The sequence below is a fragment of the Bacillus tequilensis genome (genome assembly GCF_012225885.1).
In the GTDB taxonomy this organism is placed as follows: domain Bacteria; phylum Bacillota; class Bacilli; order Bacillales; family Bacillaceae; genus Bacillus; species Bacillus tequilensis.
In genome coordinates this window covers 2464021-2486516 of sequence record NZ_CP048852.1, presented here as the reverse complement: position 1 = coordinate 2486516, position 22496 = coordinate 2464021, and the positions used below count along the sequence as shown (strand labels likewise).

Below are 22496 nucleotides of genomic sequence, written 5' to 3'. Positions count from 1 at the left end.
TGTGTTGAAAAAAAAGGGGAAGACCGAAAGCAGACCAAACAAAAGGAGCAGCTTTAAAAACGCCCGCTCCATGAATGTCCTGCTGTATCTTCTGCTGGCTGCCATTATGTTTGCTTTGCTCTTTGTACATGTTAAGCCGGAAACACTTGATTTAGACCTGTTTTCAGTCAGCGACAAGACCATTTATGCTCCGGCAACCGTGGAAGACCAAAAAGCGACAGAGGAAAAAAAGCAAGCCGCTGAGGACGCGGTTGAAGATCAATATACATTGAAAAAAGAATATACAGACAATCGGATTGACCTTGTGTCATCTATATTCGACAGTATCAGCGAAGTGAAAAAATCAGCGGAAGAAGGCGGCAAATCACCATCCGAAAAATCAATGGTTAAGTCTGTAAAGGACAAATTGACTTCAGATGTGAATGATTCGATTTCAGAGGATTCCATCAAGACATTGCTGAAAGCGGACCGTGAAGACTTTTCTTTCGTCAGAGATACAGTCATAACGGCAGTGAATACGGTGATGAGCAGTGAAATCCCGTCGGATAAACTATCGGACGCGAAGGATAAAGTAGAAAAAGAGCTAAAGAGCAACTCTATCCCGTCTAAATACTTAGGAGCTGCAATAGAAATCGGGCGTTTTGCTATTATTCCGAATTACGTTTTTGATCCAAAAGCGACAGAGGCAAAGCGGCAGGAAGCGTCAGACAATGTCCAGCAGGTTCAGATCAAGCAGGGGCAGGTGCTTGTGGAAGAAAATGACCTCATTGATCGGGAAGTGTACAGAAAACTTGAACTGACTGGGTTATTAAATAACTCTAATCTCTTTAAGCCGATCAGCGGCCTTTTGATCATGATCGGACTTTTCATTGCAACCCTTGTGTATTATTTTGAAAAACAGAAACAAAATCTGAAATTTAAAAACCGATCCATCCTGCTGTTCTCTATTATCACAACGCTTTTGCTTGTGATCATGGAGGTCGTCAGTTTATTTCAAAAGATGGAATATAATAATATTGGTTATCTCGTTCCTATTGCGGCCGGTGCGATTTTAATCAAGCTGCTGATGAATGAACGCATCGCCATTTTGGGAAGTATCATTCTTGCGATTTGCGGAAGTATGATGTTTAATCAGGGTGTGACAGGTACATTCAATTATGTCATTGGGATTTATTATTTGATCAGCGGGATTTCGGGTGTTTTATTTTTAGGAAAACACAATGCCAGATCAAAGATTTTGCAGACCGGGCTTTTCGTGGCATTTATTAATATGGTTGTCGTTCTTTCCTTATTATTGATCCAAAACACCGCGCTGTCGGGTCTTGAAATTGGAACGCTAATGCTGATGGGCGTAGTGTCAGGGTTTGCTTCATCTGTACTGATCATCGGCTTGATGCCGTTTTTTGAAACTGGCTTTGGCATTTTATCCACTATGAGGCTGATCGAGCTGTCTAATCCTAACCATCCGCTGCTGCGCAAAATACTGACAGAAACACCAGGTACATATCATCACAGTGTAATGGTCGCCAATTTGTCAGAGGCAGCCTGTGAGGCAGTTGGGGCTAATGGTTTGCTTGCGAGAGTCGGCGCGTATTATCACGATCTTGGAAAAACAAAGCGTCCGCAATATTTTATTGAAAACCAAATGAATATTGACAATCCGCATGACAAGCTGTCTCCTCAGCTGAGTAAAAATATTATTATCTCGCATACGACTGATGGTGCGAACATGCTGAGAAGCTATAAATTTCCGAAAGAGCTTATCGACATTGCTGAGCAGCATCACGGAACCTCGCTTTTGAAGTTCTTTTATTATAAAGCGAAGGAAAAAGGCGACCAGATTACAGAAGAAGAGTTCCGTTATCCGGGACCGAAGCCGCAGTCAAAGGAAGCAGCGATTATATCTGTGGCAGACAGTGTTGAAGCGGCTGTCAGATCAATGCACAATCCAAACCCTGAACGAATTGAAAAGCTTGTCCGGGGGATTATTTCCGATAAGCTGCAGGACGGACAATTCAGTGAATGCGATTTGACATTTAAAGAGTTGGATACCATCGCAAAAACGCTTTGTGCCACATTAAAAGGAATTTTCCACTCCCGGATCGAATATCCGGAGGCTACTAAGAAGGTGAAATAGATGAGTTTACTGATTGATATCGTTGATGAAACGGGGAGTGTCTCAGAAGAGATGCTTAAAGAAGTAGAAAATCTGCTTCAATTTGCCGCTGAGCGTGAAGGCGTTCAGGATCAGGCTGAAGTTTCTGTCACGATCGTTACCAATGAAGATATACAACAGATTAATAAAGAATATCGCGGAAAGGATACGCCGACAGATGTCATCTCATTTGCTCTTGAAGAAGAGGGAGAAGGCGAGGTCGAGATCGTGGGCGCTGAAATACCGCCTGTTTTAGGTGATATTATCATCAGTGCAGATCGCACGAGAGAGCAGGCAGAGGAATATAATCATTCTTTTAAAAGAGAACTCGGATTTCTTGCCGTGCACGGATTCCTGCACCTTTTAGGATATGACCATATGACGAAAGAGGAAGAAGAGGAGATGTTTACTAAGCAAAAGGATTTGCTGGACGCCTATGGACTCAAGAGATCATAGAAATGAGCTGAGACGATTCTTCAAAAGCTTCGTCCATGCAGGCCGGGGCATCTGGGAAACAGCGCGGACGGAGCGGAATTTCCAATTTCATGCCGCTGCCGCCTGCGCAGTTCTCATTTGCGGCTTCCTCGTGGGGCTCAGTCCGATTGAGTGGGCGATTATTTTTCTTTTAATCGGAGGAATGTTTTCGCTAGAGCTTTTAAATACAGCCGTGGAACATACGGTTGATTTAATAACAGACAAACATCACCCTCTCGCTAAAGCGGCTAAGGACGCTGCCGCCGGGGCTGTTTGCGTTTTTGCCGTGATTTCGTGTATCATTGGTTTACTAATTTTTTTGCCAAAGCTGTAATAGCTGAAAATTCTTACATTTATTTTACATTTTTAGAAATGGGCGTGAAAAAAAGCGCGCGATTATGTAAAATATAAAGTGATAGCGGTACCATTAGAGGTAAGAGAGGAATGTACACATGAACAGACAAGAGTTAATAACAGAAGCTTTAAAAGCGCGAGATATGGCATATGCGCCCTATTCCAAGTTCCAAGTAGGAGCCGCTCTTCTTACCAAGGATGGAAAAGTGTACAGAGGCTGCAATATTGAGAACGCGGCATACAGCATGTGCAATTGCGCTGAGCGTACCGCTTTATTTAAAGCTGTTTCTGAGGGGGATACAGAGTTTCAGATGCTGGCCGTTGCGGCTGACACCCCTGGACCGGTATCTCCATGCGGAGCCTGCCGTCAGGTGATTTCTGAACTTTGCACAAAGGAAGTTATTGTCATACTGACCAATTTACAAGGACAAATAAAAGAAATGACTGTGGAAGAATTATTGCCAGGCGCATTTTCATCGGAGGATTTACATGACGAACGAAAGTTTTAAATCGGGATTTGTATCTATTATTGGAAGACCAAACGTAGGAAAATCTACATTTTTGAACAGAGTCGTTGGACAAAAAATCGCGATTATGAGCGATAAGCCCCAAACGACGAGAAACAAGGTGCAAGGAGTTTTGACGACAGGCACATCACAAACGATTTTTATTGACACACCAGGGATTCACAAACCTAAGCATAAGCTTGGGGACTTTATGATGAAAGTGGCGCAAAATACATTAAAAGAAGTTGATTTGGTTTTGTTTATGATCAATGCCGAGGAAGGGTACGGGAAAGGCGACGAATTCATCATTGAAAAATTGCAGAACATGTCTACGCCTGTATTTTTAATCGTAAACAAAATTGACAAAATTCATCCTGATCAATTGCTTCTGTTAATTGACGAATATCGCAAACGTTATCCTTTTAAGGAAATTGTTCCGATTTCTGCTCTAGAAGGAAATAATATCGAAACATTGCTTACGCAGATAGAAGCGTATTTGCCTGAAGGACCGCAATTCTATCCAAGTGACCAGGTGACAGACCACCCGGAACGGTTTATCATTTCTGAACTAATCAGGGAAAAGGTGCTGCATCTGACGAGAGAAGAAATTCCGCACAGTATTGCGGTGGCCATAGAGTCCATCAAAGGGCAGGACAACGGTTCCGTGCACGTAGCGGCAACGATTGTGGTCGAACGGGATTCCCAGAAAGGCATTGTGATCGGGAAAAAAGGAAGCCTGCTGAAAGAGGTCGGAAAAAGGGCGAGAGCGGATATTGAAGCGCTGTTAGGCTCCCGTGTCTACCTTGAATTGTGGGTCAAAGTGCAGAAAGACTGGCGTAATAAAATGTCCCAGCTTCGCGATTTTGGCTTTAAAGAGGATGAATATTAATTTCTTGCTGTGTCATGATCTCACAGGAACCGGGATACATTAGCAAATTTTGTTTAACATGAAATGGAGGACATCTGGTCAAGATAAAGGTAAGAATTTGGAGTTTAGGTAAGCTAGTTTAACTACAGAAAGGTGGGTTTCTTGTGTTGAATTTTACCTGGAACGTATTTTCTCAAACAGGAAATGTTGATACGTATCTTCTTTTTAAAGAACTGGAAAAAGAGAACATGGAAAGACCCGAAGAACTAGAAGATGAGCTAGCCCGATTTGATTATCCAATTTTATAGACCTCTTGGCCGCTCCTGCTTTAGGAAGGTGCGGAAATGCTGACAAAATGTGAAGGAATCGTTCTTCGCACAAATGATTACGGAGAGACGAATAAAATCGTTACTTTACTGACAAGAGAACACGGAAAAATAGGTGTGATGGCACGAGGCGCCAAAAAACCGAACAGCCGTTTATCAGCAGTCAGCCAGCCCTTTTTGTATGGTTCATTCTTAATGCAAAAAACAACGGGTCTCGGAACGCTTCAGCAGGGTGAAATGATCCTCAGCATGAGAGGCATTAGGGAAGATTTGTTTTTAACAGCATATGCTGCCTATATTGCTGAGCTAGTCGATAAAGGCACAGAAGAAAAGAAGCCAAACCCTTTTTTATTTGAATTTATTTTAGAGTCGTTTAAACAGCTGAATGAAGGAACAGATCCGGATGTCATCTTATTCATTGCTCAAATGAAAATGCTGGGTGTCATGGGGCTGTATCCTGAGCTGAATCACTGCGTGCATTGTAAAAGCCAGGACGGGACCTTTCATTTCTCTGTCCGCGATAACGGTTTTATTTGCCATCGCTGTTTTGAAAAAGATCCTTACAGGGTCCCGATTAAGCCGCAAACGGCAAGGCTGTTGAGGCTGTTTTATTACTTCGATCTTTCGAGGCTGGGCAATGTGTCCTTAAAACAGGAAACAAAAGCTGAATTAAAGCAAGTGATTGATTTATATTATGATGAATATTCAGGGTTATATTTAAAATCAAAGCGCTTTTTAGATCAAATGGAAAGCATGAAGCATCTTTTAGGTGAAAACAAAAGTTGACATCTGGTCCATCTTTTTATATGATCATTTATTATAAAATATGTTGCAGTGAGAGAAAGAAGTACTTGCGGTTACCTCATGAAAGCGACCTTAGGGCGGTGTAAGCTAAGGATGAGCACGCAACGAAAGGCATTCTTGAGCAATTTTAAAAAAAGAGGCTGGGATTTTGTTCTCAGCAACTAGGGTGGAACCGCGGGAGAACTCTCGTCCCTATGTTTGCGGCAGGCAAGCATAGAGACGGGAGTTTTTTGGTTGCCGCCGCAGTCATCTTATGAAAGAAAAGTGGAGGTGCTTGAAATGAATATTCAAGACATGATTCTAACCTTGCAAAAGCATTGGTCCAGTCAGGGCTGTGTGCTGATGCAGGCTTACGATGTAGAAAAAGGAGCCGGCACGATGAGCCCGTATACATTTTTGCGCAGTATTGGGCCTGAACCGTGGAAAGTGGCTTACGTGGAGCCTTCCAGACGTCCTGCCGACGGACGATACGGGGAGAATCCAAACAGACTGTATCAGCATCATCAGTTTCAGGTGATTATCAAACCGTCTCCGGATAACATTCAAGAGCTGTATTTAGATTCCTTGCGCGCACTGGGAATTGATCCGCTTGAGCATGATATCCGCTTTGTTGAAGACAACTGGGAGAATCCGTCTTTAGGCTGTGCGGGTCTCGGCTGGGAAGTATGGCTTGACGGAATGGAGATTACACAATTTACGTATTTTCAGCAGGTCGGAGGACTTGAGTGTAAACCGGTTTCAGTAGAAATTACGTACGGAATTGAACGTCTTGCGTCTTATATCCAGGATAAAGAGAATGTTTTTGATTTGGAATGGACGTCAGGATTTACAGTGAAAGATTTATTCATGATGGCGGAATATGAGCATTCCGTTTATACGTTTGAAACATCAAATGTCGATATGCTGTTCCAATTGTTCAGCACGTATGAAAAAGAAGCGATCAATCAAATGGACAACGGACTTGTTCATCCAGCATATGATTATGTGCTGAAATGCTCGCATACCTTCAACTTGCTTGATGCCAAAGGTGCGATCTCTGTTACTGAGCGGACAGGATATATTGCGAGAGTGCGGAATTTAGCGAGAAAAGTAGCAAAAACCTACTACGAGGAACGAGAAAAACTAGGGTTCCCAATGCTTAAAGGGGAGGGTTCTTCTCATGAGTAAACAGGATTTACTTTTAGAGATCGGATTAGAGGAAATGCCGGCGCGCTTTTTGAATGAAAGCATGATTCAGCTTGGCGAGAAGCTGACAGGCTGGCTTAAAGAAAAAAATATCACCCACGGTGAAGTGAAGCTCTTCAATACACCTAGACGTCTTGCTGTTTTCGTGAAAGATGTAGCAGAAAAGCAGGATGATATAAAAGAAGAAGCAAAAGGGCCAGCGAAAAAAATTGCCCTTGATGCAGACGGTAACTGGACAAAAGCGGCAATCGGCTTTTCAAAAGGCCAAGGCGCAGACGTAAAAGACCTGTACATCAAAGAAGTAAAAGGCATAGAGTATGTATTCGTGCAAAAATTCCAAGCCGGTCAAGAAACAAAGTCTCTTCTGCCGGAACTGGGCAGTTTAGTTACGAGCTTGCATTTCCCGAAAAACATGCGCTGGGGAAATGAAGATTTGCGTTATATCCGGCCGATCAAATGGATTGTTGCTTTATTTGGACAGGATGTCATCCCATTTTCGATCACAAACGTTGAGTCTGGACGGACAACACAGGGACACCGTTTCCTTGGACATGAAGTGTCAATTGAATCACCTTCAGCTTATGAAGAGCAGCTGAAGGAACAGCGTGTTATTGCTGATCCAGACGCCCGGAAACAAATGATTCAATCTCAGCTGGAAGCGATGGCTGCAGAGAACAATTGGAGCATTCCGGTTGATAAAGACCTTCTTGATGAAGTAAATCATTTAGTCGAATACCCAACAGCTCTTTACGGTTCATTTGAATCTGAGTTTCTGTCAATTCCTGAGGAAGTGCTTGTCACGACAATGAAAGAGCATCAGCGCTACTTCCCTGTCAAAGACAAGAACGGTGAATTACTGCCTCACTTTATCACAGTCCGAAACGGCAACAGCCACGCGATCGAAAATGTGGCCCGAGGCAATGAAAAAGTGCTGCGCGCGCGTTTATCTGATGCATCATTCTTCTACAAGGAAGATCAGAAACTAAACATTGATGCAAACGTGAAGAAGCTTGAAAACATTGTTTTCCATGAGGAGCTTGGTTCTCTTGCTGATAAGGTGAGAAGAGTCACTTCAATTGCAGAGAAGCTTGCCGTCCGTCTCCAGGCTGATGAAGATACAATAAAACATGTGAAACGGGCTGCTGAAATTTCTAAATTCGACCTCGTCACGCATATGATATACGAATTCCCTGAGCTTCAAGGAATTATGGGCGAAAAGTATGCGAGAATGCTTGGCGAAGATGAAGCTGTGGCTGCGGCAGTCAACGAACACTATATGCCTAGATCAGCGGGCGGAGAAACACCTTCTACTTTCACCGGAGCTGTTGTAGCAATGGCGGATAAGCTTGACACCATCGCGTCATTCTTCTCTATCGGCGTTATTCCGACAGGTTCTCAGGATCCTTACGGGCTGCGCCGCCAAGCGAGCGGTATTGTTGCGATTCTTCTTGACCGAAACTGGGGAATTTCGTTTGATGAGCTGCTTACTTTTGTACAAACAGAAAAAGAAAATGAACTGCTTGATTTCTTCACTCAGCGCCTGAAATATGTCTTGAATGCTGAGCAGCTTAGACATGATGTCATTGACGCCGTGCTGGAAAGCTCTGAGCTTGAGCCATATTCAGCACTGCACAAAGCACAAGTGCTGGAACACAAGCTTGGTGCGCCAGGCTTTAAGGAAACAGCGGAGGCTTTGGGCCGAGTGATCTCTATCAGCAAAAAGGGAGTCCGCGGAGATATTCAGCCTGATTTGTTTGAAAATGAATATGAAGCAAAACTGTTTGATGCCTACAAAACAGCGAAGCAAAATCTGCAGGACAACTTCAGCAAAAAAGATTACGAGGCGGCGCTTGCTTCACTTGCAGCCTTGAAAGAACCAATTGATGCTTACTTCGATCATACAATGGTTATAGCAGATAATGAGACATTAAAGGCAAACCGTTTGGCGCAAATGGTAAGCTTGGCGGATGAGATCAAGTCCTTTGCGAATATGAATGCCCTTATTGTAAAATAAAGAGAGAAAAGGCGGTTGCTGTGTGATCGGTAATCGTCTTTTCCCTATTTATAAGTTTTTTTGTTTGATGACAAGATATTTACGATATAATATGGATTATTATTTCTTTACATAGATATGAAGTGAAAAGGTGGTGAGTACGATCGAACTAAATAAACGGCAAGAACATATTTTGCAGATTGTAAAAGAAAACGGGCCGATTACAGGGGAGCATATTGCAGAAAAGCTGAACCTAACCAGAGCAACGTTGCGTCCGGATTTAGCCATACTCACCATGTCTGGATTCCTGGAGGCGCGCCCGAGAGTCGGTTATTTCTACACCGGGAAAACCGGAACCCAGCTTTTAGCAGATAAACTTAAAAAGCTTCAGGTGAAAGACTTTCAATCTATCCCCGTAGTCATTCACGAAAACGTTTCTGTGTATGATGCGATTTGCACCATGTTTTTAGAAGATGTGGGTACTCTGTTTGTGGTGGACCGCGATGCAGTTTTGGTCGGGGTGCTTTCACGAAAAGACTTGCTCAGAGCGAGCATTGGCCAGCAGGAGCTTACATCAGTCCCTGTTCATATCATCATGACAAGGATGCCGAACATTACGGTGTGCAGACGCGAGGATTATGTGATGGACATTGCAAAGCACTTGATAGAAAAACAAATTGATGCACTGCCTGTCATCAAAGATACCGATAAAGGCTTTGAAGTAATCGGCAGAGTGACAAAAACAAATATGACAAAAATACTTGTCAGTTTATCTGAAAATGAAATCCTATAAGATCGCAAACTAACGGGGGGATAATATGAATAACCGCATCATCTATGTTGTATCGGATTCCGTCGGGGAAACGGCTGAATTGGTCGTAAAAGCAGCGCTCAGCCAATTTAACGGATCAGCGGACGATACGCATGTAAGAAGAATACCTTATGTTGAAGACATAGGCACGATCAATGAAGTGATTTCACTTGCGAAGGCAGACGGCGGCATTATTTGTTTTACACTCGTGGTGCCGGAAATCAGGGAATATTTGATTGCCGAAGCGGATAAAGCGAATGTTTTATATTATGATATTATCGGCCCGTTAATTGACAAAATGGAAACAGCCTACGGCTTAACAGCGAAATACGAACCGGGGCGGGTGCGCCAGCTTGATGAAGACTATTTCAAAAAAGTGGAGGCCATCGAGTTTGCGGTAAAATACGATGATGGACGTGACCCGAGAGGAATTTTAAAAGCAGATATCGTTTTGATCGGCGTATCGAGAACGTCTAAAACACCGCTGTCTCAATATCTCGCCCACAAGCGCCTAAAGGTTGCCAATGTTCCGATTGTACCTGAGGTTGACCCGCCGGAAGAACTCTTCAACGTTGACCCGAAAAAATGCATAGGCTTGAAGATCAGTCCCGATAAACTGAATCATATCAGAAAAGAACGGTTAAAGTCACTTGGGCTTAATGACAAAGCGATCTATGCAAATATCAACAGAATTAAAGAGGAACTGGAATATTTCGAAAAAATTGTGGATCGGATCGGGTGCCAGGTTGTTGATGTTTCAAATAAAGCGGTTGAAGAAACAGCGAATATTATCCATCATCTTAAAACAAAGAACATGTAACTCAGGACGCTCTATCCTGGGTTTTTGGCTATGCCAAAAGGGAATAATGAAAAACAATAGCATCTTTATGAAGTTTGTATTATAATAAAAAATTGTGATAAAATGATTAATTTTAGGTTTAAGGTTCGTGTGATACGAATAAACTATTATGGGTAAGATGTCAAGAATTTCTCCCGGAAATTTTTCGACAAATCCATATAGACCCGTAATGATAATGGATGTGCGATTTTGCTTGCTTTTATGCAGGAGTTTAATGGAGGGATGGAGAATTACTCTTCTTAACGAACAAAAAAAGACGATTTTTGTCGATGCTGATGCTTGTCCGGTAAAAGATGAAATTTTACAAACGGCATCCGAATATGAAGTTCAAGTTCTTTTTGTCGCTTCATTTGAACATTTTCAGCTTTCCAGAAGTAAGGAAGAAAAATGGAAGTATGTTGATCCTCATAAAGAAGCTGCTGATTTATATATCGCAAATCATGTGAAAACGGGAGATATTGTTGTGACGCAGGACATCGGATTAGCATCCCTGCTGTTGAACAGAAATATCTCCGTCATGTCGGAAAGAGGGCGTCTTTACAAAGAAGACACTATTGATTTTGCGCTTGAGAGCCGTCATTTTTCCGGCAAACAAAGGAGAAAAGGCATATACGCCAAAGGGCCTAAAAAATTAAATAAAGAAGATCGAGAACGATTTATTACACTGCTGCAAAAAATCCTGTCGAACGATGAAGGGATTTTGCACTAATACATCGAATAATGTACGACGGAGTGTTATAAGATGGGAAATCGCATACCAGATGAAATTGTGGATCAGGTGCAAAAGTCGGCAGATATCGTTGAAGTCATAGGTGATTATGTTCAATTAAAGAAGCAAGGCCGAAACTACTTTGGACTCTGCCCTTTTCATGGAGAAAGCACACCTTCGTTTTCCGTATCGCCCGACAAACAGATATTTCATTGCTTTGGCTGCGGAGCGGGCGGCAATGTTTTCTCTTTTTTAAGGCAGATGGAAGGCTATTCATTTGCCGAGTCGGTTTCTCACCTTGCAGACAAATACCAAATTGATTTTCCGGATGATATAACAGTCCATTCCGGAGCCCGGCCAGAATCTTCTGCAGACCAAAAAATGGCTGAGGCCCATGAGCTCTTGAAGAAATTTTACCATCATTTGTTAATAAATACAAAAGAAGGTCAAGAAGCGCTGGACTATCTGCTTTCCAGGGGCTTTACGAAAGAGCTGATTGATGAATTTCAGATCGGCTATGCTCTTGATTCTTGGGACTTCATCACGAAATTTCTCGGGAAGCGGGGCTTTAGTGAGGCGCAAATGGAGAAAGCGGGTCTCCTGATCAGGCGCGAAGACGGGAGCGGATATTTTGACCGTTTCAGAAACCGCGTCATGTTTCCGATCCATGATCATCACGGAGCGGTTGTCGCTTTCTCAGGCAGGGCTCTTGGCAGCCAGCAGCCTAAATATATGAACAGTCCTGAAACGCCGCTTTTTCATAAAAGCAAACTGCTTTACAACTTTTACAAGGCCCGCCTTCATATCAGAAAGCAGGAAAGAGCAGTCTTGTTTGAAGGGTTTGCCGATGTCATATCGGCTGTCAGCTCGGGTGTAAAAGAAAGCATAGCCACGATGGGAACCTCTTTGACAGATGACCATGTCAAGATACTGAGAAGAAATGTCGAAGAAATCATTCTTTGCTATGATTCTGATAAAGCCGGTTATGAAGCCACTTTAAAAGCTTCTGAGCTTCTGCAAAATAAAGGCTGCAAAGTCAGAGTTGCAATGATTCCTGACGGATTAGATCCTGACGATTACATCAAAAGGTTCGGCGGGGAAAAATTTAAAAACGACATTATCGACGCCAGTGTCACCGTGATGGCCTTCAAAATGCAATATTTCCGAAAAGGAAAGAACCTGTCCGACGAAGGAGATCGCTTAGCATATATTAAAGACGTACTGAGAGAAATCAGCGCGCTTTCAGGGTCTCTTGAGCAGGAAGTTTATGTGAAACAGCTTGCTTCGGAGTTTTCGCTTTCACAGGAGTCTTTAACCGAGCAGCTGTCTGTTTTCAGCAAGCAAAACAAGCCTGCTGACAATAGCGGTGAAACGAAAACGCGGCGAGCGCATCTGACGACAAAAGCAAGGCAAAAGCGTCTGCGTCCGGCGTATGAAAATGCAGAAAGGCTGTTACTCGCCCACATGCTTCGAGATCGAAGCGTCATCAAAAAAGTGATTGACCGGGTAGGCTTTCAATTTAATATTGATGAGCACCGAGCATTAGCCGCCTATCTTTACGCTTTTTATGAGGAGGGAGCCGAGCTTACGCCTCAGCATCTGATGGCTAGGGTGACGGATGATCATATAAGTCAGCTCTTGTCTGATATTTTAATGCTTCAGGTTAATCAAGAGCTCAGCGAAGCCGAATTATCAGATTATGTAAAAAAAGTGTTGAATCAAAGAAATTGGTCAATGATAAAAGAAAAAGAGGCGGAGAGAGCCGAAGCCGAAAGGCAAAAAGATTTTTTGAGAGCTGCATCTTTGGCTCAAGAAATCGTTACATTGAACCGATCTTTAAAATAACCGCAAAATTGATGAGGAGCATGTATTGGCAATGATTCCTTGCGGAGGAGCAAATAGATCGCTTGACCTCATCATGAATTGTCATATCATTATTCGCACATTGTTAAAGGCAGCTCACAAAGAAAACGCCTGAATGGACCGAATAAGAATCATACCGCTTATAGAATTCGTTGCAAGCTTTGGAAGGAGGGATCCATAATGGCTGATAAACAAACCCACGAGACAGAATTAACATTTGACCAAGTAAAAGAACAATTAACAGAGTCTGGTAAAAAACGTGGTGTTCTGACATATGAAGAAATTGCCGAGCGTATGTCCAGCTTTGAAATTGAATCAGACCAAATGGATGAGTATTATGAATTTTTAGGTGAACAAGGTGTTGAATTAATTAGTGAGAATGAAGAAACAGAAGATCCTAATATTCAGCAGCTTGCCAAAGCCGAAGAAGAATTTGACCTTAATGACCTAAGTGTACCGCCTGGCGTCAAAATCAATGACCCAGTTCGTATGTATCTAAAGGAAATCGGCCGGGTTAACCTTCTTTCTGCAAAAGAAGAAATCGCCTACGCTCAAAAGATTGAGGAAGGTGACGAAGAATCTAAACGCAGATTGGCTGAAGCGAACCTGCGGCTTGTTGTCAGTATCGCAAAACGGTATGTCGGACGCGGAATGCTGTTCCTTGACCTGATCCAGGAAGGAAACATGGGTCTGATGAAAGCCGTTGAAAAATTTGATTACCGTAAAGGTTATAAATTCAGTACGTATGCTACGTGGTGGATTAGACAGGCGATTACTCGTGCTATTGCCGATCAGGCGAGAACGATCCGGATTCCCGTTCATATGGTTGAAACCATTAATAAATTAATCCGTGTACAACGTCAGCTACTTCAAGATTTAGGCAGAGAACCAACACCTGAGGAAATTGCGGAAGATATGGATTTAACACCTGAAAAAGTGCGTGAAATCTTGAAGATTGCCCAAGAGCCGGTATCTCTGGAAACGCCGATCGGTGAAGAGGATGACTCGCATCTTGGTGATTTCATTGAAGACCAAGAAGCTACTTCACCTTCAGACCACGCCGCATATGAGCTATTGAAAGAGCAGCTGGAAGATGTACTTGATACGTTAACTGATCGTGAAGAAAATGTATTGCGTCTTCGATTCGGTCTTGATGACGGCCGTACAAGAACTTTAGAAGAGGTCGGCAAGGTATTTGGAGTAACGAGAGAGCGTATTCGACAAATCGAAGCCAAAGCGTTGCGGAAACTAAGACATCCTAGCAGAAGTAAACGTTTGAAAGATTTCCTCGAATAAGATGGAACGGGTCGTGCAGATCCGTTCTTCTTTTTTTAAAAAAAGAGATATGGATAATATGCCTTTATTTTACTGAAAAATGATGTCATTTGCAAATGAACATTGTGGTAAAAAATTTCAAAATATGTTTCCATATTTTCTATTGTAAGCGTATACAATACATTATACAATAGTATAAAAAGGATATTAGAGAAATAGGCATGTTTCTATTCCATTTTGTATAAAGTGTGAATAAAAAACTTTTGTACAGCAATCCATTTACTTTATGTTAAAATAAGTTAGAATTAGAAGTGTTTACATAGGGGAAGGATCAAAAAGGGGGAAGGGAAATGAAATGGAATCCGCTTATTCCATTTTTACTGATCGCTGTTTTAGGAATTGGTCTGACTTTCTTTTTTTCAGTAAAGGGGCTTGATGACTCTCGAGAGATTGCAAGCGGCGGAGAAAGCAAATCTGCTGAAAAGAAAGATGCGAACGCTTCACCAGAGGATATATACAAGGCAAACTGCATCACGTGCCACGGTGAAAATTATGAAGGTGTTTCGGGTCCGAGCTTAAAGGGTGTAGGGGATAAGAAAGATGTCGCTGAAATTAAAACAAAAATTGAAAAAGGCGGTAATGGAATGCCTTCCGGTCTTGTTCCAGCCGATAAGCTGGATGATATGGCAGAGTGGGTATCAAAAATAAAATAAAAGATTATCTTTCTCCTTATATTGTACGTTCTCAGGCCGCCGAGATGATCTCGACAGCCTTTTATTTTTGTTTGCCGTATGAGAGCATTTATCAAAATAAAGTATCTGAAAATCATTCGCTCAGCTTGGATTCCTGGCTGATTTTTTATATGATAGAAAAGGAAAAAATGATTGAGAAAAGTTGTGATGACAAGTGAACGAATTAAAATTATCTAAACGGTTGCAAACAGTAGCGGAGTACATACCGAAGGGGGCGGTGATGGCCGATATCGGGTCTGACCACGCTTACCTTCCTTGTTATGCGGTGCTGAATCATAAAGCAAGCGGGGCAATTGCCGGAGAAATAACAGACGGGCCGTTGTTGTCTGCTAAGCGGCAGGTTGAAAAATCTGGCTTGAGCACACATATTTCCGTAAGGCAGGGGGACGGCCTCGAAGTGATTAAAAAAGGTGAAGCAGATGCCGTTACGATTGCAGGAATGGGCGGGTCTTTGATTGCTCACATTTTAGAAGCGGGTAAAGACAAATTAACAGGGAAGGAACGGCTTATTTTGCAGCCGAATATTCATGCTGTCCATATCAGGGAGTGGCTTTATAAAGAAGGGTATGCACTGATTGATGAGGTAATCCTTGAGGAAGACGGAAAGTGCTATGAGGTGCTTGTCGCCGAAGCGGGAGACAGAGACGCGGCTTATGCGGGTATTTCGGTAGCAGCCGGAATGCTCGTCGGCCCTTTCTTAGCAAGAGAAAAGAATGCTGTCTTCTTGAAAAAATGGACACAAGAGCTTCAGCATACACAAAACATTTATGAACAGATCAGCCAAGCTGCGAGTACAGAGCAAAATAAACAGAAATTAACGGAGCTCGCCGATCGAATGGAGCTGCTAAAGGAGGTTATTGATCATGGCTAAAAGCGTAAATGGGCAGCAGATTATCCAGCTGTTTGAACAATTTTCCCCGAAAGCCTATGCGGTTGAAGGTGATAAAATCGGCCTGCAAATCGGCACCTTAAACAAACCGATTAAAAATGTGATGGTTACACTTGATGTGTTGGAGAGTGTTATTGATGAAGCGATTGAAAAAGAGGTTGATTTGATCATTGCACACCACCCTCCGATTTTCAGGCCGCTAAAGCATATTGCAACAGACCAGCCTGCCGGAAGGCTCATTGAAAAGTGTTTGAAGCATGATATCGCTGTTTATGCAGCTCATACTAATTTAGACGTTGCGGACGGCGGCGTGAATGATTTGCTTGCTGAAGCATTAGAGCTGAGTGAGACGGATGTGCTGGCGCCTACTTATACTGATCCTCTAAAAAAGCTGGCCGTATACGTACCGAAGGAATATGAAGAGCAGGTCAGGGGAGCGCTCGGAAATGCCGGAGCCGGTCATATCGGCGAATACAGCCATTGTGCGTTTTCGTCTGAGGGAATCGGTAGCTTTAAGCCATTGGACGGCGCCAAGCCGTTTATCGGTGAAGTAGGGGAGCTTGAGCTTGTTCATGAAGTAAGACTTGAGACTGTGTTTCCTAAAAGCATCGAAAAAGCTGTAATAAAAGCAATGATAAAAAGCCATCCTTATGAAGAAGTCGCTTATGATATCTATCCTGTCGAGCAGTCTCCCGCCGAAAAAGGACTTGGCCGTGTGGGAACCCTTAAAAATGAGATGACACTCAAGGAATTTGCTTTATTTGTGAAAGACAAGCTTGACGTCAATGGTGTCAGAGTAGTGGGCGATGCTGACAGTATGGTGAAAAAGGTAGCTGTTCTTGGCGGAGACGGAAACAAGTATATTCATCAGGCGAAACGAAAGGGCGCTGATGTTTACGTCACAGGAGATTTATACTTCCATGTGGCCCATGATGCGATGATGCTTGGCCTGAATGTGGTTGACCCGGGCCATTACGCGGAAAAAATCATGAAAGAAGGCGTCACGAGAAAACTGACATCAATGTGCAACGATAAAAAGCTTGATGTAAATATCTTTGTTTCTGAAACAGATACTAATCCATTTATGTTTCTATAAAAAAACTGAGGCTTTTGCAGCCTCAGTTTTTTGCTTTTACTTTCGGAAGTATTTTTTTGAGCGGTACATTGTGTTCAGTTGTCCAAGTTGACGGATCTTCATGTTCGTACTGCTCCAAAAAGCGAATGACTTCTTTTGTGATGGGCGTTGGTGTTGAAGCCCCCGCTGTAACCGCAACGGTATTCACGCCTTTTAGCCATTCGAGCTTTAATTCGCTTAAGTCGCCGATCCGGTATGCTTTTGTGCCGGCTATTTCCTCTGATACTTGAGCAAGCCTATTAGAATTGTTGCTTTTCGGGTCGCCGACAACGATTGTTAAGTCCGCTTTTTTCGCCTGCTCTGATACAGCTTCCTGCCGCACTTGAGTAGCGAGGCAAATCTCTTGGTGATATTCGACATGGGGATATTTTTCTTTAACAAGCTCCATGATGTCGTGAACATCCCATTGAGACATTGTTGTTTGATTCGTCACGATTAACTTCTCTGCTTGGATATTCAGGTTTTTCACATCTTCTTCTTTTTCAACTAAGTGAACGATCTCTGGTGCTACGCCAACGGCTCCTTCAGGCTCTGGATGCCCTTTTTTGCCGATATAGATTACATGATATCCTTTTTCTTTCATCTCTAGAATTAAATTGTGAGTTTTCGTCACATCCGGACATGTCGCATCAATTGCGACTAATCCTTTTTCTTCGGCGATTCTTCTGACTTCGGGAGAAACACCGTGCGCAGTGTAAATGACGGTTCCTTTGTCAACCTGCTTTAGGATGTCCAGACGGTTAGCACCGTCCAATGTGAAAATCCCTTCCTCTTCAAAGGCATCAGTAACGTGTTTATTATGAACAATCATCCCGAGTATATAGATGGGCCTTGGCAAGCTTTTATCTAGTGCTGCGTTTTTGGCAATGACCATAGCATCAACAACGCCATAGCAATAGCCGCGCGGCGAAATTTTAATTACGTCCATTTTCGGTTGTCCTCCAATACTGAAGTGAGTAAAGGCAATATAAAAAGCCGTAATCAAACGGCTTTATTCTTGCATTCTTCTGATTTCATTATAGCCAATCTCACTTCAGATATCAAAGAATGTTAAATATATAATCTTGGTTTTGAACTGCCTGATGTTCTTTTCGGAGCAGGAGAAGCAGCTTCATTTTTCTTCGGGGCAGATGTTTTTGGTTCTTGTTCTTTATTGTCAGGTGTTTTTGATTTCTTTGGCAGAGAAGAACTTTTTGCTTTTGATTTTTTGTTTCCATCTGAGGTTTTTGTTTCATCCTCACCCTCTTTCTCTTTTTCTGTTGATTCTTCTGAATCTGTTTCTTTTTCACTTTCCTCATTGCTCTCTGTCTCTGTATCATCACTTTTACTTAATTGGCTGTACAGCTTCATTAATGACGGCAGATTGCGGACTAATGGGCCGTACTGCTGGATCATAGGGGTGACTTGCTGCGCCATGCCGAGCACTTTTTGCACATTCCCGAGCATACTTGATAAAGATGCAGGATTGGCGATATTTTGAATCCCTTGCAGGCCTGCACCTCCGCTCGCTGAGGCACCTGCTCCAGGAAAGCCGGCGCCCCCAGCGCCTCCTCCGCCGGGCAAGAACTTTGACAGCATTCCTTTTAAGCCTCCGCCTGCGCCATTTCTTGCTGCGGCATTTGCCTGAGGAAGAAATTGTCTGGCTTGCTGAAAACCTTGCTGCTGTGCTCCAAATGAAGGTCCTCGCATAGTAGGAAGTCCTCTACCCATCATTCGCTGATTTGGCATGGGGCGGGGCGGTCCGGGCCGTGGGAAATTTCTCATTGGCTGCTGCGGTGAAAACATACTTGTACCTCCTTTCAGCTCTCTCTGCTATTAGAATATGCATGGGCTGTGGTATTTGCTTTACAAAACTGAATAAACAAACGCCTTCCAAACGTGGTGTTTTTAAGCAAAATCGGGTATAATGTGATGATGGACACAGAATGTGCCGCTTTAAGGAGCTGGGAAAAATGAAAGAAACAAAATTTGAACTTTATGAATTGAAACCATTTATTATAGATGCAGTAAACCGCCTTGGTTTTTACGAACCGACTGATATTCAGAAAAGGCTGATTCCTGCAGTGCTAAAAAAAGAAAGCGTCATCGGCCAGTCTCAGACGGGTACAGGAAAGACGCACGCTTATTTACTGCCTTTATTAAACAAAATCGATCCTGCTAAGGATGTCGTTCAGGTTGTCATTACGGCTCCGACAAGAGAGCTTGCTAACCAGATTCATCAGGAAGCGCTTAAAATCACCCAGGGTGAAGAAGGCAGTCAGATTCGCTCGAAATGTTTTATCGGAGGCACAGATAAACAAAAATCGATTGATAAACTGAAAACACAGCCTCATCTTGTTGTCGGTACGCCCGGACGGATTGCCGATTTAATCAAAGAACAGGCGTTAAGTGTTCATAAAGCGGAAGCTCTAGTCATTGATGAAGCTGATTTAATGCTGGACATGGGATTTATTGCAGATGTAGATTACATTGGTTCCCGTATGCCTGAGGATTTGCAGATGCTGGTATTCTCTGCGACCATTCCGGAAAAGCTGAAACCATTTTTGAAGAAATATATGGAAAATCCGAAATACGCTCACGTTGAGCCAAAACAGGTGACTGCTGCGAAGATTGAGCATATCCTCATTCCTTCAAAACATCGTGATAAGGACAAGCTCCTTTTTGACATTATGTCTCACCTGAATCCATACCTGGGCATTGTGTTTGCCAATACGAAAAACACTGCTGATCATATCGCTCAATATCTGACTGAAAAAGGTATGAAAATCGGGCTGCTGCACGGCGGTTTAACGCCTCGTGAACGGAAAAAAGTCATGAAGCAGATCAATGATTTGGAATTTACTTATATCATTGCAACTGACCTTGCCGCAAGAGGGATTGACATTAAAGGTATCAGCCATGTGATCAACTATGAGCTGCCGGATGATCTCGATTTTTATGTTCACCGTGTGGGCAGAACGGCTCGCGCCGGCTCATCAGGGCAAGCGATGACCATTTACGAGCTTTCTGATGAGGATGCATTAGCCAGACTTGAGAAAATGGGCATCGAATTTGATTACTTGGAGCTTGAAAAGGGCGAGTGGAAAAAAGGCGATGACCGCCAGCGCCGCAAAAAGCGTAAAAAAACGCCAAACGAAGCGGATGAAATTGCACATCGTCTCGTGAAAAAGCCGAAGAAGGTAAAGCCTGGCTATAAAAAGAAAATGAGCTACGAGATGGAGAAAATCAAGAAAAAACAGAGAAGAAACCAATCTAAGAAAAGAAAGTAGGGGAACCTGTTGCTGAGAATAGGCTCACACGTCTCTATGAGCGGAAAACATATGCTTCTGGCTGCAAGCCAGGAAGCAGTCTCTTATGGAGCGAACACGTTTATGATCTATACAGGCGCACCGCAAAATACGCGCCGAAAGAAAATTGAAGATTTGAATATAGAAGCTGGCCGGGCACACATGCAAGAAAACGGCATTGACGAGATTATTGTACACGCGCCTTATATTATTAATATTGGCAATACGACAAATCCGTCCACTTTTGAGCTTGGTGTCGATTTTCTTCGTTCTGAAATTGAGCGGACAGCGGCCATCGGAGCGAAGCAAATTGTTCTTCACCCGGGCGCTCATGTAGGAGCGGGAGCTGAAGCAGGCATCAAGAAAATTATTGAAGGCTTAAATGAAGTAATTGATCCAAACCAAAATGTCCAGATTGCATTAGAGACAATGGCAGGAAAAGGATCAGAATGCGGCAGAAGCTTTGAGGAGCTGGCCCAGATTATCGAAGGCGTTACACACAATGAGCATCTCTCAGTGTGTTTTGACACATGCCATACACATGATGCCGGATATAACATTGTCGAAGACTTTGACGGAGTGCTGAATGAGTTCGATAAAACCGTCGGCATTGACCGTATTAAAGTGCTTCATATTAATGACAGCAAAAATGTCAAAGGCGCAAGAAAAGACCGCCATGAAAACATCGGCTTTGGCGAAATCGGCTTTGACGCACTGCAATATGTCGTTCACCATGAGCAGTTAAAAGACATCCCGAAAATCCTTGAAACGCCGTATGTAGGTGAAGATAAAAAGAACAAAAAGCCGCCATACCGTTTTGAAATTGACATGCTGAAAGAAAAACAATTTGATGGCACATTGCTCGAAAAAATTTTACAGCAATAAAAAATGGGGGATAGATCCCCCGTTTTTTTAGCTTGTAAATTGTTTGAATAGTTCATTAACGGTTTGGGCTGTTTGTTTTGATGTGATCGCCTCTACTTGTTTCAGCAGCCGCATTCGTTCACTATCATTAAAGATATTCACGTTTTTCCCGTATAACAGTTTTGCTACTTCTGTGGCTTGCGTTCTTGTCAAACTGATCCCGTATTGTTTTGAGTACTTCAGCAAGTCATCAGCAGTAGCCTGATTTAGCCGCTGTAAAATAATTCTTTGAAATAAAATCATCGCTCGTTCCACCTCCAGACTTAATGTATGGCAACTCAGTAAAATGTGTCAGTGTTTAATGGTAAAATAGATTTATAATATATTAAAAATAGTTATTGCAGGAAAGGAGATTTTATGACCCCAACAAAACAACATAAGAGAGAAACATTTTTCCACTTTATTTTCAGGGTATTCATGATTTTGGCAGGAGCTGCATCTGCGGCTGTAAGTATCGAATTGTTTTTAATCCCCAACGATTTTATTGACGGCGGGATTATCGGTGTATCGCTTATTTTAGACCACCTCTTTATATCAAACCCCTTTCTGAATTTCGCTTTTTTCGTTGTCGTTTTAAATATTCCTTTTATGATCTTCGGATATAAATATATCGGTAAGACTTTCCTTGTCTCTACAATGATTGGGATTGTCGGGCTTGCTGTTATTGAATCCTCGCTGCACCATGTAGATGCCATTACAACCCAGCCCATTTTGGCCACTGTGTTCGGAGGTCTTTTACTTGGCTTTGGAGTCGGGCTCGTGATCCGAAACGGAGGTTCAATGGATGGCACAGAAATTCTAGGTATTTTACTGACAAAAAAGCTGCCATTTTCAGTAGGTGAGTTCGTGATGCTCATCAATGTATTCATTTTCATTTGGGCCGGTTTTGTGTTTGGACCCGAGCAAGCGATGTACTCTTTCATGACTTATTATATTGCAATGAAAACCATTGATGCCGTGATTCAGGGGCTCGATGAAACAAAAGCTGTCATTATTGTGTCGGATCAGTACGACGAGATATCCGACGCGATTTTGCACCGTCTTGGACGGGGAACAACAAAGCTGAAAGGGAAAGGCGGATATACGGACGAGGAGAAGGACGTGATTTACGCCGTTGTCACAAGGCTCGAAGTGACCAAGCTTAAATCAATCGTGTTTGAAGTTGATATTAATGCATTCATTACGATTATGAATACCCATGAGACACGGGGCGGGAAATTCAAAAACGCAATCCACTAGGCTTTCATTTACTTTTATTCACTTTATGGGTATAATTTTATCTGCAGTAAAGAAAATGGCTTGCTGGTCAGACAGCTGCCATTTTCTT

Annotated in this window: 23 protein-coding genes and 1 other annotated feature; of the genes, 20 read left to right on the top strand and 3 right to left on the bottom strand. The window is 42.8% G+C overall.

Annotation, left to right across the window (positions count from 1 at the left end; all coding sequences use genetic code 11):
• The first annotated feature begins 1 nt into the window (after window position 1).
• The 17 genes from pgpH (at window position 2) to G4P54_RS13210 (ending at window position 16919) form a co-directional block, all read left to right on the top strand.
• Window positions 2-2137, top strand: a complete 2136-nt coding sequence (gene pgpH, locus G4P54_RS13290) for a cyclic-di-AMP phosphodiesterase PgpH (RefSeq protein ID WP_167872899.1) — start codon at window positions 2-4, stop codon at window positions 2135-2137.
• Window positions 2138-2611 (top strand): rRNA maturation RNase YbeY, encoded by a 474-nt coding sequence (gene ybeY, locus G4P54_RS13285; RefSeq protein ID WP_024715012.1) that lies wholly within the window; start codon window positions 2138-2140, stop codon window positions 2609-2611. It begins immediately after the preceding gene.
• Window positions 2592-2963, top strand: a complete 372-nt coding sequence (locus G4P54_RS13280; RefSeq protein WP_024715013.1) for a diacylglycerol kinase family protein — start codon at window positions 2592-2594, stop codon at window positions 2961-2963. Before ybeY ends, G4P54_RS13280 begins: the two co-directional genes overlap by 20 nt.
• 118 nt (window positions 2964-3081) lie before the next feature.
• The gene (locus tag G4P54_RS13275) at window positions 3082-3492 is read left to right on the top strand and encodes a cytidine deaminase (protein WP_167872898.1); all 411 of its coding nucleotides are present in this window, start codon (window positions 3082-3084) and stop codon (window positions 3490-3492) included.
• Window positions 3473-4378: a GTPase Era gene (era, locus tag G4P54_RS13270; protein WP_024715015.1), complete on the top strand. Its 906-nt coding sequence runs from the start codon at window positions 3473-3475 to the stop codon at window positions 4376-4378. The genes G4P54_RS13275 and era overlap by 20 nt, the downstream gene beginning before the upstream one ends.
• Before the next feature lie 143 nt (window positions 4379-4521).
• Window positions 4522-4665 carry a YqzL family protein gene (locus G4P54_RS13265; RefSeq protein ID WP_003230053.1) on the top strand — a complete coding sequence of 48 codons (144 nt, stop codon included), beginning with the start codon at window positions 4522-4524 and terminating at the stop codon, window positions 4663-4665.
• 36 nt (window positions 4666-4701) lie between these two features.
• Window positions 4702-5469 carry a DNA repair protein RecO gene (gene recO / locus G4P54_RS13260; RefSeq protein ID WP_024715016.1) on the top strand — a complete coding sequence of 256 codons (768 nt, stop codon included), beginning with the start codon at window positions 4702-4704 and terminating at the stop codon, window positions 5467-5469.
• Window positions 5470-5508: 39 nt separating this feature from the next.
• Window positions 5509-5684 (top strand) — a binding site (T-box leader).
• A gap of 82 nt (window positions 5685-5766) precedes the next feature.
• Window positions 5767-6654, top strand: a complete 888-nt coding sequence (gene glyQ, locus G4P54_RS13255; protein ID WP_024715017.1) for a glycine--tRNA ligase subunit alpha — start codon at window positions 5767-5769, stop codon at window positions 6652-6654.
• The gene (gene glyS, locus G4P54_RS13250) at window positions 6647-8686 is read left to right on the top strand and encodes a glycine--tRNA ligase subunit beta (RefSeq protein WP_167872897.1); all 2040 of its coding nucleotides are present in this window, start codon (window positions 6647-6649) and stop codon (window positions 8684-8686) included. The genes glyQ and glyS overlap by 8 nt, the downstream gene beginning before the upstream one ends.
• A gap of 133 nt (window positions 8687-8819) precedes the next feature.
• Window positions 8820-9458: a transcriptional regulator CcpN gene (gene ccpN / locus G4P54_RS13245; protein ID WP_003237058.1), complete on the top strand. Its 639-nt coding sequence runs from the start codon at window positions 8820-8822 to the stop codon at window positions 9456-9458.
• A gap of 25 nt (window positions 9459-9483) precedes the next feature.
• Window positions 9484-10296 carry a pyruvate, water dikinase regulatory protein gene (locus G4P54_RS13240; RefSeq protein ID WP_003226219.1) on the top strand — a complete coding sequence of 271 codons (813 nt, stop codon included), beginning with the start codon at window positions 9484-9486 and terminating at the stop codon, window positions 10294-10296.
• A gap of 253 nt (window positions 10297-10549) precedes the next feature.
• Complete coding sequence (locus G4P54_RS13235; protein WP_167872896.1) at window positions 10550-11044, top strand: YaiI/YqxD family protein; 495 nt, start codon at window positions 10550-10552, stop codon at window positions 11042-11044.
• Window positions 11045-11077: 33 nt separating this feature from the next.
• Window positions 11078-12889, top strand: coding sequence for a DNA primase (gene dnaG, locus G4P54_RS13230; protein WP_024715020.1), 1812 nt, complete (start codon window positions 11078-11080; stop codon window positions 12887-12889).
• Between the two features lie 198 nt (window positions 12890-13087).
• Entirely contained in the window at window positions 13088-14203 is a 1116-nt protein-coding gene (rpoD, locus tag G4P54_RS13225) for an RNA polymerase sigma factor RpoD (protein WP_003226225.1), read from the top strand.
• Window positions 14204-14532: 329 nt separating this feature from the next.
• Window positions 14533-14895 carry a cytochrome c550 gene (cccA, locus tag G4P54_RS13220; RefSeq protein ID WP_024715021.1) on the top strand — a complete coding sequence of 121 codons (363 nt, stop codon included), beginning with the start codon at window positions 14533-14535 and terminating at the stop codon, window positions 14893-14895.
• A 259-nt stretch (window positions 14896-15154) separates the two neighbouring features.
• Entirely contained in the window at window positions 15155-15805 is a 651-nt protein-coding gene (gene trmK, locus G4P54_RS13215) for a tRNA (adenine(22)-N(1))-methyltransferase TrmK (RefSeq protein ID WP_240939669.1), read from the top strand.
• Window positions 15798-16919, top strand: coding sequence for a Nif3-like dinuclear metal center hexameric protein (locus G4P54_RS13210; RefSeq protein ID WP_167872895.1), 1122 nt, complete (start codon window positions 15798-15800; stop codon window positions 16917-16919). Before trmK ends, G4P54_RS13210 begins: the two co-directional genes overlap by 8 nt.
• Window positions 16920-16941: 22 nt before the next feature.
• Here the strand turns inward: G4P54_RS13210 and G4P54_RS13205 are convergent, their stop codons facing one another.
• Entirely contained in the window at window positions 16942-17886 is a 945-nt protein-coding gene (locus G4P54_RS13205) for a 4-hydroxy-3-methylbut-2-enyl diphosphate reductase (RefSeq protein ID WP_024715024.1), read from the bottom strand.
• Window positions 17887-18008: 122 nt separating this feature from the next.
• Entirely contained in the window at window positions 18009-18743 is a 735-nt protein-coding gene (vrrA, locus tag G4P54_RS13200; protein ID WP_024715025.1) for a VrrA/YqfQ family protein, read from the bottom strand.
• 167 nt (window positions 18744-18910) lie between these two features.
• Between vrrA and cshB the strand changes: the two genes are divergently transcribed.
• Both cshB and G4P54_RS13190 read left to right on the top strand, forming a co-directional pair.
• Window positions 18911-20227: a DEAD-box ATP-dependent RNA helicase CshB gene (cshB, locus tag G4P54_RS13195; protein WP_167872894.1), complete on the top strand. Its 1317-nt coding sequence runs from the start codon at window positions 18911-18913 to the stop codon at window positions 20225-20227.
• A 9-nt stretch (window positions 20228-20236) separates the two neighbouring features.
• Window positions 20237-21130, top strand: a complete 894-nt coding sequence (locus G4P54_RS13190; RefSeq protein WP_167872893.1) for a deoxyribonuclease IV — start codon at window positions 20237-20239, stop codon at window positions 21128-21130.
• 27 nt (window positions 21131-21157) lie between these two features.
• On the opposite strand, the gene G4P54_RS13185 is transcribed toward G4P54_RS13190, so the two are convergent.
• Window positions 21158-21412 (bottom strand): DUF2624 domain-containing protein, encoded by a 255-nt coding sequence (locus G4P54_RS13185; RefSeq protein ID WP_024715028.1) that lies wholly within the window; start codon window positions 21410-21412, stop codon window positions 21158-21160.
• A 114-nt stretch (window positions 21413-21526) separates the two neighbouring features.
• Between G4P54_RS13185 and G4P54_RS13180 the strand changes: the two genes are divergently transcribed.
• Window positions 21527-22408: a YitT family protein gene (locus tag G4P54_RS13180; protein WP_167872892.1), complete on the top strand. Its 882-nt coding sequence runs from the start codon at window positions 21527-21529 to the stop codon at window positions 22406-22408.
• The last annotated feature ends 88 nt before the right edge of the window (window positions 22409-22496 follow it).

Excerpts from the sequence above, each read along its gene's own strand:
- rpoD (WP_003226225.1), top strand. The coding sequence starts at position 13,088 with ATGGCTGATAAACAAACCCACGAGACAGAATTAACATTTGACCAAGTA.
- cshB (WP_167872894.1), top strand. The coding sequence starts at position 18,911 with ATGAAAGAAACAAAATTTGAACTTTATGAATTGAAACCATTTATTATA.
- G4P54_RS13275 (WP_167872898.1), top strand. The coding sequence starts at position 3,082 with ATGAACAGACAAGAGTTAATAACAGAAGCTTTAAAAGCGCGAGATATG.
- G4P54_RS13180 (WP_167872892.1), top strand. The coding sequence starts at position 21,527 with ATGACCCCAACAAAACAACATAAGAGAGAAACATTTTTCCACTTTATT.
- G4P54_RS13205 (WP_024715024.1), bottom strand. The coding sequence starts at position 17,886 with ATGGACGTAATTAAAATTTCGCCGCGCGGCTATTGCTATGGCGTTGTT.
- G4P54_RS13235 (WP_167872896.1), top strand. The coding sequence starts at position 10,550 with ATGGAGGGATGGAGAATTACTCTTCTTAACGAACAAAAAAAGACGATT.
- dnaG (WP_024715020.1), top strand. The coding sequence starts at position 11,078 with ATGGGAAATCGCATACCAGATGAAATTGTGGATCAGGTGCAAAAGTCG.
- cccA (WP_024715021.1), top strand. The coding sequence starts at position 14,533 with ATGAAATGGAATCCGCTTATTCCATTTTTACTGATCGCTGTTTTAGGA.
- glyS (WP_167872897.1), top strand. The coding sequence starts at position 6,647 with ATGAGTAAACAGGATTTACTTTTAGAGATCGGATTAGAGGAAATGCCG.
- ybeY (WP_024715012.1), top strand. The coding sequence starts at position 2,138 with ATGAGTTTACTGATTGATATCGTTGATGAAACGGGGAGTGTCTCAGAA.
- era (WP_024715015.1), top strand. The coding sequence starts at position 3,473 with ATGACGAACGAAAGTTTTAAATCGGGATTTGTATCTATTATTGGAAGA.
- recO (WP_024715016.1), top strand. The coding sequence starts at position 4,702 with ATGCTGACAAAATGTGAAGGAATCGTTCTTCGCACAAATGATTACGGA.
- glyQ (WP_024715017.1), top strand. The coding sequence starts at position 5,767 with ATGAATATTCAAGACATGATTCTAACCTTGCAAAAGCATTGGTCCAGT.
- G4P54_RS13185 (WP_024715028.1), bottom strand. The coding sequence starts at position 21,412 with ATGATTTTATTTCAAAGAATTATTTTACAGCGGCTAAATCAGGCTACT.
- G4P54_RS13240 (WP_003226219.1), top strand. The coding sequence starts at position 9,484 with ATGAATAACCGCATCATCTATGTTGTATCGGATTCCGTCGGGGAAACG.
- trmK (WP_240939669.1), top strand. The coding sequence starts at position 15,155 with ATGGCCGATATCGGGTCTGACCACGCTTACCTTCCTTGTTATGCGGTG.
- G4P54_RS13210 (WP_167872895.1), top strand. The coding sequence starts at position 15,798 with ATGGCTAAAAGCGTAAATGGGCAGCAGATTATCCAGCTGTTTGAACAA.
- vrrA (WP_024715025.1), bottom strand. The coding sequence starts at position 18,743 with ATGTTTTCACCGCAGCAGCCAATGAGAAATTTCCCACGGCCCGGACCG.
- G4P54_RS13280 (WP_024715013.1), top strand. The coding sequence starts at position 2,592 with ATGGACTCAAGAGATCATAGAAATGAGCTGAGACGATTCTTCAAAAGC.